Here is a 12606-nt window from a genome sequence, read left to right on the forward strand (position 1 = left end):
CCGTGACCCTCAACGAATCCCTCATCGAAGAAGCCACCCTCCAATGGTTCGGGGAACTGGGCTATGCCGCCCTGCACGGGCCGATGCTCGCGCCCGGTGAGCTTGCGGCGGAGCGGGATTCGTTTGGTGATGTGGTGCTTTGTGCACGTCTGCGTGATACTATCAGACGTCTGAACCCGGCCATGCCCGAAGAGGCGCGGGAAGATGCCCTGCGCAAGGTTTTACTGGTGGCAACGCCGTCAATGACTCAGACGAATCGCGCGTTTCACAAAATGCTCCGTGACGGAGTGCCGGTGGAGTATTCGCGGTCCGATGGCAGCATCGCGGGTGACCATGCGCGACTGGTAAATTTTGAAGATGTGCATGCCAATGATTGGCTGGCGGTGAACCAGTTCACGGTCATCGAAGGCCAGCATAACCGCAGGCCCGATATCGTGATCTTCGTCAACGGGCTGCCACTGGGCCTGATCGAACTCAAAAACGCGGCGGATGAGGACGCAACGATCTGGAGCGCTTATGCACAGCTCCAAACCTACAAGGCGCAGATTCCTTCGTTGCTGCATTACAACGCGCTGCTTGTGGTCAGCGACGGCTTGCAGGCTCGCATGGGCTCGCTGACGGCGAATCAGGAGTGGTTCAAGGTCTGGCGCACCATTGACGGGGAAACAGATGCGCCAAAGTCGGCTCTTGAACTGGAAGTGCTGGTGCGTGGAGTGTTCGAGCGGCAGCGGTTTCTTGATCTGCTCCAGCATTTCATTGTTTTCGAAGAGGACCCGGACTCCGGTGCGCTGCACAAGATCATCGCGGGCTACCATCAGTTCCACGCTGTGAACGCGGCGGTGGAAGAGACCATTCGCGCCTCGCTCACTCCGCATGATTTCGTGGGAACGGGCGCGACGTTTCGTGAGAGTGCGGGCACATACTGGGCTGGCCGTATGCATGGCGGCAAGCCGGGCGATCGGCGTGCGGGAGTTGTCTGGCACACTCAAGGTAGTGGCAAGAGTTTCACCATGCTGTTCTTTGCCGCTCGCGTGATCCGCGAGAGTGCGATGCAGAACCCGACCTTGGTAATCCTGACCGATCGCAACGACCTTGATGACCAGCTTTTCGGCCAATTTCAGCGCTGCCATGACATTCTCGGTCAGACTCCGGTGCAGGCTGCAAACCGTGAGAAGATGCGCGAATTGCTGGCCGTGGCGAGCGGGGGAGTGGTCTTCACCACGATCCAGAAATTTTTGCCCGAGCGGGGAGAGCGGATGCCCTGCTTGAGCGAACGCCGGAACATCATCGTCATTGCCGACGAAGCGCACCGCAGCCAATACGACCTTATCGACGGCCTGGCCCGGCACATGCGGGACGCCTTGCCAAACGCCTCCTTCATCGGTTTCACCGGCACGCCCATCGAGAAGACCGATGCAAACACGCGTGCGGTCTTTGGCGATTACATTTCCATCTACGACATCCAGCGTGCCGTTGCCGACAAGGCCACGGTGCCGATCTACTATGAAAGCCGCATCTCCAAGCTTGGCCTGAACGCCAGCGAACTGCCGACGCTCGATGCGGATTTTGAAGAGATCACCGAAGGCGAAGAAGAGACGAAGAAGGAAAAGCTCAAGTCCAAGTGGGCCGCGCTGGAAGCGTTGGTGGGAGATCCGAAACGCGTCGCTCTCATCGCCGCCGATCTGGTGGCGCATTTCGAGAAACGCGTGGAGGCCATGGACGGCAAGGCCATGATCGTGTGCATGAGCCGCCGCATCTGCGTGGATTTTTACGAGGCGCTCATCAAGCTTCGACCCGATTGGGCCAGCGACACGAATGACGACACCGAGGCCGAGAAAGGCAAAGACTGCGTGGTGAAGGTGGTGATGACCGGCAGTGCCGAAGACGGCCCGGACTGGCAGCCGCATATCCGCAACAAGGACAAACGCCGCAAACTGGCCAACCGTTTCAAGGACAGCAAAGACCCCTTCCGGATCGTGATCGTGCGCGACATGTGGCTGACCGGTTTTGACGCGCCATGCCTGCACACCATGTATGCCGACAAGCCCATGCAGGGGCACGGCCTCATGCAGGCCATCGCCCGCGTGAACCGTGTTTTTCGCGACAAGCCGGGCGGTCTGGTGGTGGATTATCTGGGGCTTGCCGATCAGCTCAAACATGCCCTCGCCAATTACACGGAGAGCGGCGGTAAAGGCGACCCGACGTTTGACACGAGGCAGGCCATCGCCGTGATGCTGGAAAAGCACAATATCGCCTGTGACATCATGCACGGTTTCAAATGGAAATTATGGACTACCGGCAAACCCTCCGAACGCCTTGCCCTCATCCCTGCCGGTCAGGAACATATCCTGAGCCAGGAAGATGGCAAGAAACGCTGGGTGCAGGTGGTGACCGAACTTTCCCGCGCCTTTGCCCTCTGCGCCGCGAGCGATGAAGCGACGGAGATCCGCGAAGACGTTTCCTTCTTCCAGGCCCTGCAAGCCGCGCTGAACAAGCAAAGCGGCACCAACCGCAAGACCCCCGAACAGGTCGACGCGGCCATCCGCCAGCTCGTCTCCAAAGCCATCACCACCGAAGGCCAGGTCATCGACGTCTTCACCGCCGCTGGACTCCCAAGGCCCGACATATCCATCCTGAGCGACCAATTCCTGGCCGAAGTGCGCGGCCTCAAACATAAGAACGTCGCCGCCGAGTTGCTGGAAAAACTGCTCAAGGATGAACTCAAAGTCCGGTCCAAACGGAACATCGTCCAGAGCCAGGTGTTCAGCGAAAAGCTCAAGAAGACGCTCAACGCCTATCATAACCGTGCCATCTCGACGATGGAGGTTATCGAAGAGCTCATCACGTTGGCCAAGGAAATGGAATCAGCGACAAAACGGGGTGAAAACCTCGGTCTAACTGATGACGAAATTGCGTTCTACGACGCACTCGCCGCCAACGAGTCCGCCGTGAAGGCCCTGGGTGACGACAAGTTGAAGGTCATCGCTACTGAACTCATCACCCAGATTCGCAAGAGCGTGACCATTGATTGGACGTTACGAGAAGGGGCGCGGGCGAAGATCCGCGTGATGGTCAAACGCATCCTGAACAAATACGGCTATCCACCGGACCTCCAGGCAGAGGCGGTCAAGACGGTGCTTATGCAGGCGGAGCTATTGTGCAAGGAGTGGGCGGCGTAACGGTGCACACAATTTCAGATCGCTCAGTGATGCGTAACTGGACTTTGAGAGGACTCTTATTTTGATGAGGGTAATGAGCCTTCCGCATATACATATAGAAACAGCTGATGGTGTAGGTCAGCCGCTTTTCTTGTGCCTTCTAAATCATGTTACAGGCCATTTTTGACGTGAATGAAGAAGTCTTAAAATTTGGATTGTGGGGCCTTGCTGGCGATAGATCAATATATACGGCAGTCCAGGTACTACGAGTTCCTTTGTGCTCATTTCGGCTCCATTCCGGCCCATCTGGGGGAACTGGTCCAGGCGTTCGCTGGCTGACCGGATCGCTTGGGCGACTCGCTGGGCAGACTCGGCATCATCGGCGGCGATGTACTCAAGCACGCTGTCCAGGTCTCTTATGGCGAGTTTCGTCCATCTGGGCATTTTAGGCCCCGTATTTGTTGAAGATCGCCGTCACTTCATCCGGGGATGCGAGTTCGCCTTTATCGGCGGCCTCAATGCCTTTTTGAACCTCTGCCACGAACCAGGCCTGATGCTCCAGAATGTCGTCCAACGCTTTGTTCAGGAGCCAGTTGCGGCTTCTACCCATAGACGTGGCGATCGCGTCGATACGCTCAATTTTGTCTTTTGATGCACGAAAACTGGTGGATACGGTTTCTGCTGTGCTCATGGTGGTTCCTCCATGCAGTCAGAGTAACTACAAATGACTGCGCTGCCAAGTAGGGATAGCGGAGTTGAAAAGTCGACACCTTTTGTTGTTTGCCGAAGAACCACTAAGAGGCATTGAAAGGCTGCACTGCAAAAAGCCACCAAAGAACCTGAGTGTCATTCCCGCGAACGTGTGCCCAGCATGGGTAGGCGGGCTATGTCGGCAATAGCGCGAAATCCATTTTTTTCAGATAGTTAAAAGGAATGGATCCCCTTCTTCAAGGGGATGACGGCTTTTTGCAGTGACGTGATTAAGGATTTGAGTCACGCCACGTCCAATCGGCAGTGATTTTTGGCATCCCACTATTTTACTTTTTCCGCCTCCTCGATCATCTTTAGGTAGATAGCCTCGATATTGCTCAGACATGCTCTACGCATTTGTTCTTCCTTTTCGCCATTCATGGTGAAAGACTGAAGAGCATCGATTGATCTGCGGCTCCATACGATGGCCGTTTCGATGTCCTCTTCGATGAATGGAGGACTGCACTCGTCCGTCGGATCACTTTCAAGTATCGTATAAAGGCTTATTGCAGCCACTGGCTGGCTTGGAATCTTGCGCGCAACAGAGAATTGCCAGATCAGGCTGAAAGCCGCGTCGGATTCTTTTCGTGTCGCAACTAAAATATCTGTGTTTGCAAAAATATCTTTGCAGGCTTGATGCACAATGTACTCGAATTTTTTTTCCTCGATGGTCTCGTCCACAAAATGTTTATCCGCGAATGCCGGCAACGCCATGAAAATAAGTAGCGATGCAAGGATCAAGGAGAAGTTTTTCACGTTCCTATCTCACTTCAAGAGTGGTTTCGCCGCTTCTGACAATGGCTTTTCGAACTTCGCGGCTCAAGACTATGCACCCTTTGGATGCGGTGCCCAAGGCGCCTGCCTTGTCTCCGTGAATTCTGAAATGGGTTCTTCCGTGCGCAGAGTGGCCGACAGGACTGAGTTTCAGCACGAAAGGTCCCAGAGTGGCGCTGTCGTAATGGTCGGGATTGATGCGCCATGTGCCGCGGGGAATCGGGCCGGAATCGACTATCGCTTCGGATCTTGGCTCATTCTTGTGGACTCCGCGCCCGCTGTATCCCTGATAATCTTCTCCACCGGGACCGACGATTTTGCCTGATCTTTGATTGTAATGCCATGGCATGGTTGATTCTCCTTGATTGGCGTTTTGGTTTTCAAAGTTTGAACCGTGCCAGATTTCAGAGGCCGGGGATATTGGGGGGAATCTGTATCGCTTCGAGGCGTTCCGACGCGCCCCCTGCGGGCGAGTTCTTCAGGCAGCGTCTTGTTCCCGTTTGTGTCGGCGATAGGCAGGAATTTTCACGGCAGGTATCTCGCGAAGGACCGACAACGAAACCGAGCGGTATCGCGGGTGCAACGTCAGCATCTCAGGTGTTGGGGGCTGTCAAACGGCATTGCAAAGTCAGGTCAAGAAACTCGGTTTGATATCCGTCGCATGAGCAGGCGCGTCGGGAAAAACAGGGCCGGGCCGACCAGGGCCCAGGCGCAGATCCAGCCGAGTATCGCATGGAGAAGGGGGATGCCGAGAATGGCGAATGAGCCGATTGGATCCGTAAATACGATTCTTATGATGTCGGGAACCGTTGTCTCGAAATGTTCGACGTCAAGGATCGTTTCGCCCACGCGCAGGAAGGGGATCATGAGGGCGTATTGAAACGGGGTGAACACCAGTGAGATGCCGCTTGTGATCGCCTTGTTGCATTTGAACGACCACGAAAGAATGAGGGCCATGATCGGGTTTGTGCCGATCTGGGGCCAGGTGGAAGATACCAGCCCGACGATGACCGCCAAGGCTACGCGCTCCGGCGAAACGCCCAGCTTCAACTCTCGAAGAACAGGGCCTCGTACCCTGGTTCGCCAGAGACGTATGGGCCATATGGGAGGTTTTGGTTCAGAATTCAGCGTGATATCCTCTTGTTTGATGGCACAGCAACAAGGATGGCGAGAATGCCGAAAAGGGTGATTTTTCGAGTCTCGCGCTGTTCGATCTGTTCTCTTATTCGGTCTATCTTGCCTGCAGACCGAGTAGTTTTTTTCGCAATTCCGGCTTCTGTGTCTTTTCGTTCAGCCAAATTCCAAAAAACCAGTCGGCAAACGCAGGGTCCGTTATGGTTCCTGCAATCTGATCGTTATTATAGAAAATTGTCTCGCCTTTATCGTTTCGTACTCCGATCAGTGTCGTGCTCTCGTCAACATCAGGGAATATCCTGAGCATGCTTCCATACCAGTCATCAAGGATTTCCTCATCTGAAAATCCGAGATCCCGGATTGCTTCCGCAGAGGTTTTTGCTATCTCAGCGCCTTTTATTTCGCGGAGGTAGGATATGGAGAGTGCGTAGGGCTCATGGGCGCTCCACTGCGCTTTGGGAGCATACAGCGTGGCGTCGTAAACATTCCAAAAAAGGAGGGTGAGTCTGCCTGAGCCGACTTGCTGAGCTTGCGGAACATACCGGGAGATTGTGTTTGTGTCCGCCTGGGCATTGGATATTACCAAGACGATGAGAGCACAGATTGGAAAAATAATTTTTCTGCACATAGTATTTAACCTGAATCCTGCAATTATGCGATTTTGTCATCAAGTAAAATATTGGACATCATCTAAGATTTGTCATTTTCCACAAAAAGCGGGGCATTCGAGACTAATCTGCAAGAGATTCGAACGTCCGTTCCGTTTCTCAGGTTCCATGTTCCGTTGGTTATATCGGGACGACAGGCGAAGTCGTATGCACTCAAGAAAATGATAATGCGACACAATTCTATCAAGTCAACCGAGATGCAACAACTGGCCAAAGGCCAACAAGGTCCGCCGTCCAGTCCCGAAGGTGGTCGGAGTGGGGACGGTCACGATTTCAGACGTGGCAGTGGATGGACTTCATGCTCCTGGCGGGATAAATTGAAGCGTGACGGTCGTATTTCGGGCATATCGTTCAGCAGGGCGGCACACTGCCCTGTTTCGGAAATGCAGCCAAGGTGTCGATTGAGTCTGTTTTTGCAGTAGTCCGGAACAAAGGGGAGATCATGATTTTGGTTGCGATTTCAGGAAACGGGTTTTGGCATGAGGCATGAACCGAACGGTCTGCAGGCCCCGGATAGGCCCTGGCGCTCCAGATTGCACGAGGTGATCTTCGAGGCGGACACCTTTGCCGGCAAGGCCTTCGACCTGATCCTCATTCTGAGCATCGCCCTGTCCGTGCTGGCTGTGGTTCTTGACAGCGTGGCCTCGGTACATGCCCGCTGGGGCGACGAACTTCTGATCGCGGAATGGGCGTTCACCGTGCTCTTCAGCATCGAGTACGCCCTGCGCATCGTGTCGGTCCGCAAACCCTTCAGATACGTGTGGAGTTTTTTCGGCATGGTGGACCTGCTGGCCATCCTGCCGACCTACATCTCCCTGGTGGTGCCTGGGAGCCAGTATCTGCTGGTCATCCGGGTGCTGCGCGTGCTCCGAATCTTCCGGGTCCTCAAGCTGGCCAACTATCTGAACGAGGCCAGGCAACTGACTGCCGCCATGCGCAGCAGTCGGCGCAAGATCACGGTGTTCCTGTTCACGGTGCTGACGCTGGTCGTCGTCCTGGGTTCGCTCATGTACATGATCGAGGGCGAGGAATCGGGTTTCACATCCATCCCCCAGTCCGTGTATTGGGCCATCGTGACCCTGACCACGGTGGGTTATGGAGACATTTCTCCGATCACACCCCTTGGAAAAGCTCTGGCCGCCGTGGTCATGATTCTTGGTTACGGCATCATTGCGGTCCCGACCGGAATCGTCACGGTGGAGCTTTCCCGTGCTTCCGCAGGGCGCATTTCGACCCAGGCCTGCGAATCATGCGGGGCGGAAGGGCATGACTCCGACGCGGCTTACTGCAAACACTGCGGCGCGAGGCTCTGACTTTTCCTCCATCCGCACCTCCTGCTTTCGCCTTGCCGTGTCCGCCGGTTTCAGGTCGTAGCGGCTCCAGGCGAACTTTCGGAGCCGCAAAGGCGTCCGCCGTCCTGCTCCACTTTTTCGATGTCGAGGTGAAGTCCTCGAATTCGGATATGAACTGCCGGCGGCCAAGCGGTTCACAATCGCCTCCCTCGTGATCTTCAGAGGATGCCTGCTTTTCGTAATGGACTGAATGCGGTATGTTCATGTTGGTCCGTGATTCATGAACATTGCAACAGGTCGGGAGTCGTCATGGCCATACTCGCGCTTGAGATTTTCGTTATCTTCCTGCTCATAGCGGTCAACGGTGTCTTCTCCATGTCTGAAATCGCCGTCCTGACATCCAAGCGGCATGTGCTTCGGCGGGAGGCCAAAAGTGGGAACGTTCGGGCGCGTCTGGTGCTGGGCCTGGCCGGTCATCCCGAGAAATTCATGTCCGCCGTGCAGGTAGGCATCACCCTCATCGGCATATTCACCGGCGTTTTCAGCGGCGCCACGATTTCAGGGGTGTTGTCCTTGAGAATCGCCGAGGCGTTCGATGTGTCCGCCGAGGTGTCCGAGACCGCCGCCGTCTTCATCACGGTCTCCGTGATTACCTATTTCACGCTCATATTCGGCGAACTTCTGCCCAAGAAGCTCGCCCTCTCCAATCCCGACCGCTGGGCCAAGGCCATTGCGCCCGTCATCACGTTCGTTCAGGCCGTGGCCCATCCCGTCGTGGTGCTCGTGTCCCGAAATGTGCACCTCCTCGCGAGGCTACTTGGGATAGGCGAAGGCAGAAGCGGGCTGACGGAAGAGGACTTCAGATCGGTCATTGACGAGGCTCGGGTCAGGGGCATCATTGAACCGCAGGAAAAGGACATGCTCAACCGCGTCATGCACTTCGCGGATCAGCGTGTTTCGGCAGTCATGACGCATCGGTCGCGTGTGGTGCAGATCGACGTGGCCGACGGCGAGCAGAGGAATGCCGAGGTCCTGCGCCAGGCAAACCACTCGAATTATCCGGTGGTGGACGGTTCGGCGGACAATCTGATCGGCTTCGTGAGCGTGAAGGACCTCTACGCAAAGAGCCTCAGCGGACAGAGCATCCGTAGCGTGCTCCAGGAACCGATATTCATCCAGGAAACGTTTTCGGCCATGTCCCTCTTGAGCGCGTTCAAGGAAACCGGAAACAAGATCGCCATCGTGGTCGACGAATATGGCGACATCCAAGGGCTCGTCACCCTGACGGACATCCTGGAATCCCTCGTCGGCGAGATCAGGGAGGACGCCCTGGAGGTTCCGCTCATTGCCGGACGCGAAGACGGTTCATGGCTGGTGGACGCCCACGCGCCGCTCTATGACGTCTTTCACAGGCTGGGCATCGACGTGCCGAGGGCTCAGTCCTTTCCGGGAATCAACACCATCAGCGGATTCATTCTGCATCATCTCGGCGACATACCCAGTGAGTCGCAGTTTTTTACCTACCACGGGTTCAGATTCGAAATCGTGGACATGGACGGGCAACGGCTCGACAAGATTCTCATTTCCCGGCTTGAAGGAGACGATCCTGCTGGGTCGTGATGGCGGCAGTTGTCGGTTCGACTTGCCGGATGGCCATTGAAAACCAGGCCCTTTTTCATGCGGCAAAATCAATGTTCCGGCGGAGGCTTTGGACTTGGCCGTCCGGGGCGATAATCTTCATTTTTGGCTCTGATGACAGTTTTGTTCCTTGATAATGTGGCATGTCTTCGCATTTATCCGGCATTGCTCTTTCCCGATGTCAGTTTTCAATTTCAATATATTGAAATAAAATACTTTATTTTTCAGGCCGAGGGGCTTGTGCGGACCGGCTGTGTTGGCACGATTCCGGAAAAGGAATTTTCCAATGGAACGTGACATCATCGGTCATCACAACGCACAAGGGGGATATATGGCTAATCGACCGCTCGGCCTGGTCAGGGACATGCTCGCGGGCATGGGCCTGGGGCTTACGTATGCGTATGAGGATCTGGTGTTTGTAGAGCACAACGCCTTTCTGTTGCAGTTCGGGGACACGGATGAAAGCGTGGGGCTGCATGTCAATGCGGACTGCCCGGATGACCAGTTGGCAAGCCTTGTGGCCAAAGCGGTGCGTGCCGGAGCGGGCGTGGGGCTGACGGTGGCCATGCGCGGCCGCTACGAGATCCGGGCCAATGACTCGGACGGGACGTTTTCCGTGAATTTCCACTGACATCGGCCGCCTTCCCACGCCCTGCAATAAATTCGGCCGTTCGTTCCTGCGGCGACGCTGCGCCGGAACGGCCGGTCGGATTGCGCGCCGGCTTGTGTCTTTCAAGGATGCGAACTATGTCCTCGGGCTTCACGGCCCGGGGCCTGTTTCGTGCGGCCTTGACCGGGTCATCCTTTTCTTGCGCAGGATCGACATGGGATACTATCTGACAATCGGAGCCGTTCTGGGGCTGTCCGCCGGGTTCGCGCCGGGGCCGCTGCTTACGCTGGTCATTTCGGAAACGCTCCGGCACGGCATCAGGTCCGGGATCAGGGTCGCCCTTGCCCCCATCATCACCGATTTTCCGATCATCCTTCTGACGCTCCTCGTGCTTTCGAAGCTGTCGGCTTTTCACGGCATCCTTGGAATCATCTCCATCGCAGGAGGCGTTTTCATACTGTTCATGGGGTATGAAAGCGTGCGCGCCAAGGGCTTCGATCTTCAGCTCCCAAGTGCGGAGAAGCGGTCGCTGCGCAAGGGCATTCTGGCCAACATGCTGAGTCCACACCCCTATCTTTTCTGGTTCAGCGTAGGGGCGCCGACGATGACGAAGGCCCTGGTGCAGGGCCCCTGGGCTCCGGCGGCGTTTGTGGCGGGCTTCTACGCCTGTCTGATCGGGGCCAAAATCGCCCTGGCCATTCTTGTCGGCTCGTCGAGGTCCTTTTTCAGGGGCGCGGTGTATGTCTGGACCATGCGCGCGCTCGGCTTCGTGCTGATCGCCTTGGCGCTGCTGCTTTTCCGTGACGGGCTCAGGCTGCTTGGTTTCGGTGGCGCGTTGTTTTGAGGTTCCGGAGGGCGCGGGCATTGGCAAAGAGGCGCAACGCGCGGCCTGAGCCTTGATGGAGTGAATTTTAGATGAATTTTCGGGGGTATGCATGAAATTCGTCAGCGAAGATGTTGCGGCCCGGGTCGTGACCATGGCCGAAGCCATAGAGGCCGTGGAGGCCATGTTCAAGGAATACGGGTGCGGTCTGGCCACGGTTTTTCCGGTGGCGCAGGGGCACGGACCCGACGAGGGGACCTCGTTCAGTATCAAGAGCGGCCTCATCGGGGCCAGCCGGAAAGTGGGCCTCAAGGTCGGCAGCTACTGGCCGGGGAATCGTGCGCGCGGGCTGGCCGCCCATGCCTCCACGACCCTGCTGCTGGACCCGGACACGGGCTACCCCGAGGCCCTCGTGGCCGCCTCGCATCTGACCTGCCTGCGCACCGCGGCCTCGGACGCCGTGGCCGTGCGCCATCTGTCCCGTCCGGACAGCCGCGTCCTGGCCCTGTTCGGGGCGGGGCACCAGGCCTGGTTCGAGCTGCTGGCCGTGCGCGAGGTGCGCTCCATTGGCAAGGTTTTCGTGGTCAACCGCTCCCCGCAGGCTGGAGATGCGTTTGCGCGGCGCATCCGCGAAGAACTCGGGATCGACGCCGTGTGCGTGAGCGCGCAGGCGGCCCTGGCCGCCGCCGACATCGTCGTGACCGTCACCGCCTCGCGCGGCCCGCTCTTCGATGCGGCATGGGTGCGGCCGGGCACGCACATCTCGGCCATGGGCGCGGATCAGCCGGGCAAGCAGGAGCTGGACACGGCCCTGGTGGCCGGCGCGTCGCTTTTTGCCGACGTGGTGCAGCAGTCCCTGGCCATCGGTGAATACGAGGCGGCCCACAAGGCCGGGCTGGCGGATTCCGGCCGCATCACGTCCATCGGGGCGGTGCTGAACGGGACTCCGGGGAGGACTCGCGTCGATCAAATCACCATTTACGACAGTTCGGGCATGGCATTGCAGGACATCGCCATCAGCTCCCTGGCGTTGCGCAAGGCCGATGAGCTTGGCCTGGTGCTGACGCCCTGACGCTGGCGATCTGACGCTGGCGACCTGACGCGAACGTGGCAGGCCCGCTTCCAGCTCTCCTGAAACAAGGCTAGTGGTCCCGGCTGTGCCGTAGTTGCAATAACGGATCAGCATGTGCAGGAAAGGATGACGGAGCCACCGTGCGGCCGAAGGTCGACAGCGCGCGGACATGCTTCCAGCGCATAAGGGAGGTCACGAATGAAGCAGCACGATCCCGATAAGAGTCTCGACATCGTTCTTCGCGACAAACTGCTTGCCGAGGCCGCATCGGCGGCGGAGCAGGCGTACGCGCCGTACTCTGGGTTCCGCGTCGGCGCCGCCGTGCTGTGCGGGCGGGGCGCGATATACAGGGGCGCGAACATCGAGAACGCCAGCCTCGGCCTTTGCACCTGCGCCGAGCGGGTGGCCCTGGCCTCGGCCTATGCGGCCGGGGAGAGAGACATCATCGCCATCGCCGTCGCCTGCGTGGATGCGCCGCAGGACGCGCCGCTTGAACAGCGCATGCCGTGCGGCGCATGCAGGCAATGGATTCGGGAACTGGCCCCGCACGCGGCGATCATCATTCCTGGCGCGGAGCGTTCCTTTTCGATCCGGGAGCTGATGCCGCTGGCGTTTTCCCTGGACTCCGGACTCCCGGGAAGACGTGACGGGCACGGCTGACGCCTGCAGGACCCGGCCTGAACTTTT

The 12606-nt window shown here is 57.5% G+C and carries 13 protein-coding genes; 7 read left to right on the top strand and 6 right to left on the bottom strand.

Features of this window, described 5'->3' with window-relative positions; genetic code table 11:
* The first annotated feature begins 2 nt into the window (after nt 1-2).
* Entirely contained in the window at nt 3-3179 is a 3177-nt protein-coding gene (locus tag H4684_RS15505; RefSeq protein ID WP_192624451.1) for a type I restriction endonuclease subunit R, read from the top strand.
* A 144-nt stretch (nt 3180-3323) separates the two neighbouring features.
* Here H4684_RS15505 and H4684_RS21280 read toward each other — a convergent pair whose 3' ends face one another.
* The 6 genes from H4684_RS21280 to H4684_RS15535 all read right to left on the bottom strand — a co-directional run bounded on the left by H4684_RS21280 (nt 3324) and on the right by H4684_RS15535 (nt 6444).
* Nucleotides 3324-3602 (bottom strand): type II toxin-antitoxin system RelE/ParE family toxin, encoded by a 279-nt coding sequence (locus H4684_RS21280; RefSeq protein ID WP_192624452.1) that lies wholly within the window; start codon nt 3600-3602, stop codon nt 3324-3326.
* Nucleotide 3603: 1 nt separating this feature from the next.
* Nucleotides 3604-3849, bottom strand: coding sequence for a CopG family ribbon-helix-helix protein (locus H4684_RS15515; protein WP_192624453.1), 246 nt, complete (start codon nt 3847-3849; stop codon nt 3604-3606).
* A 341-nt stretch (nt 3850-4190) separates the two neighbouring features.
* Entirely contained in the window at nt 4191-4664 is a 474-nt protein-coding gene (locus H4684_RS15520; RefSeq protein ID WP_192624454.1) for a hypothetical protein, read from the bottom strand.
* A 4-nt stretch (nt 4665-4668) separates the two neighbouring features.
* Nucleotides 4669-5031 carry a tlde1 domain-containing protein gene (locus tag H4684_RS15525; protein ID WP_092194370.1) on the bottom strand — a complete coding sequence of 121 codons (363 nt, stop codon included), beginning with the start codon at nt 5029-5031 and terminating at the stop codon, nt 4669-4671.
* A gap of 284 nt (nt 5032-5315) precedes the next feature.
* On the bottom strand, nt 5316-5732 hold the full coding sequence (locus tag H4684_RS15530; RefSeq protein ID WP_192624455.1) for a DUF2062 domain-containing protein: 417 nt from the start codon (nt 5730-5732) through the stop codon (nt 5316-5318).
* A 181-nt stretch (nt 5733-5913) separates the two neighbouring features.
* Nucleotides 5914-6444 (bottom strand): chalcone isomerase family protein, encoded by a 531-nt coding sequence (locus H4684_RS15535; protein WP_192624456.1) that lies wholly within the window; start codon nt 6442-6444, stop codon nt 5914-5916.
* Between the two features lie 519 nt (nt 6445-6963).
* Between H4684_RS15535 and H4684_RS15540 the strand changes: the two genes are divergently transcribed.
* The 6 genes from H4684_RS15540 to H4684_RS15565 all read left to right on the top strand — a co-directional run bounded on the left by H4684_RS15540 (nt 6964) and on the right by H4684_RS15565 (nt 12579).
* Nucleotides 6964-7797, top strand: a complete 834-nt coding sequence (locus H4684_RS15540) for an ion transporter (protein ID WP_192624457.1) — start codon at nt 6964-6966, stop codon at nt 7795-7797.
* 288 nt (nt 7798-8085) lie between these two features.
* On the top strand, nt 8086-9396 hold the full coding sequence (locus tag H4684_RS15545) for a hemolysin family protein (RefSeq protein WP_192624458.1): 1311 nt from the start codon (nt 8086-8088) through the stop codon (nt 9394-9396).
* Nucleotides 9397-9745: 349 nt separating this feature from the next.
* Nucleotides 9746-10045: a hypothetical protein gene (locus H4684_RS15550; RefSeq protein WP_143077956.1), complete on the top strand. Its 300-nt coding sequence runs from the start codon at nt 9746-9748 to the stop codon at nt 10043-10045.
* Nucleotides 10046-10238: 193 nt separating this feature from the next.
* Nucleotides 10239-10868 (top strand): LysE family translocator, encoded by a 630-nt coding sequence (locus H4684_RS15555; RefSeq protein ID WP_092194378.1) that lies wholly within the window; start codon nt 10239-10241, stop codon nt 10866-10868.
* Nucleotides 10869-10959: 91 nt separating this feature from the next.
* Nucleotides 10960-11919, top strand: coding sequence for an ornithine cyclodeaminase family protein (locus H4684_RS15560; RefSeq protein ID WP_192624459.1), 960 nt, complete (start codon nt 10960-10962; stop codon nt 11917-11919).
* Between the two features lie 198 nt (nt 11920-12117).
* A complete protein-coding gene (locus tag H4684_RS15565) occupies nt 12118-12579 on the top strand; it encodes a cytidine deaminase (RefSeq protein WP_192624460.1) in 462 nt (153 codons plus the stop codon).
* Nucleotides 12580-12606 lie beyond the last annotated feature (27 nt).

The sequence above is a fragment of the Desulfomicrobium macestii genome, assembly GCF_014873765.1.
Lineage (GTDB): Bacteria > Desulfobacterota > Desulfovibrionia > Desulfovibrionales > Desulfomicrobiaceae > Desulfomicrobium > Desulfomicrobium macestii.

Excerpts from the sequence above, each read along its gene's own strand:
- H4684_RS21280 (WP_192624452.1), bottom strand. The coding sequence starts at position 3,602 with ATGCCCAGATGGACGAAACTCGCCATAAGAGACCTGGACAGCGTGCTT.
- H4684_RS15515 (WP_192624453.1), bottom strand. The coding sequence starts at position 3,849 with ATGAGCACAGCAGAAACCGTATCCACCAGTTTTCGTGCATCAAAAGAC.
- H4684_RS15525 (WP_092194370.1), bottom strand. The coding sequence starts at position 5,031 with ATGCCATGGCATTACAATCAAAGATCAGGCAAAATCGTCGGTCCCGGT.
- H4684_RS15535 (WP_192624456.1), bottom strand. The coding sequence starts at position 6,444 with ATGTGCAGAAAAATTATTTTTCCAATCTGTGCTCTCATCGTCTTGGTA.
- H4684_RS15540 (WP_192624457.1), top strand. The coding sequence starts at position 6,964 with ATGAGGCATGAACCGAACGGTCTGCAGGCCCCGGATAGGCCCTGGCGC.
- H4684_RS15545 (WP_192624458.1), top strand. The coding sequence starts at position 8,086 with ATGGCCATACTCGCGCTTGAGATTTTCGTTATCTTCCTGCTCATAGCG.
- H4684_RS15550 (WP_143077956.1), top strand. The coding sequence starts at position 9,746 with ATGGCTAATCGACCGCTCGGCCTGGTCAGGGACATGCTCGCGGGCATG.
- H4684_RS15555 (WP_092194378.1), top strand. The coding sequence starts at position 10,239 with ATGGGATACTATCTGACAATCGGAGCCGTTCTGGGGCTGTCCGCCGGG.
- H4684_RS15560 (WP_192624459.1), top strand. The coding sequence starts at position 10,960 with ATGAAATTCGTCAGCGAAGATGTTGCGGCCCGGGTCGTGACCATGGCC.
- H4684_RS15565 (WP_192624460.1), top strand. The coding sequence starts at position 12,118 with ATGAAGCAGCACGATCCCGATAAGAGTCTCGACATCGTTCTTCGCGAC.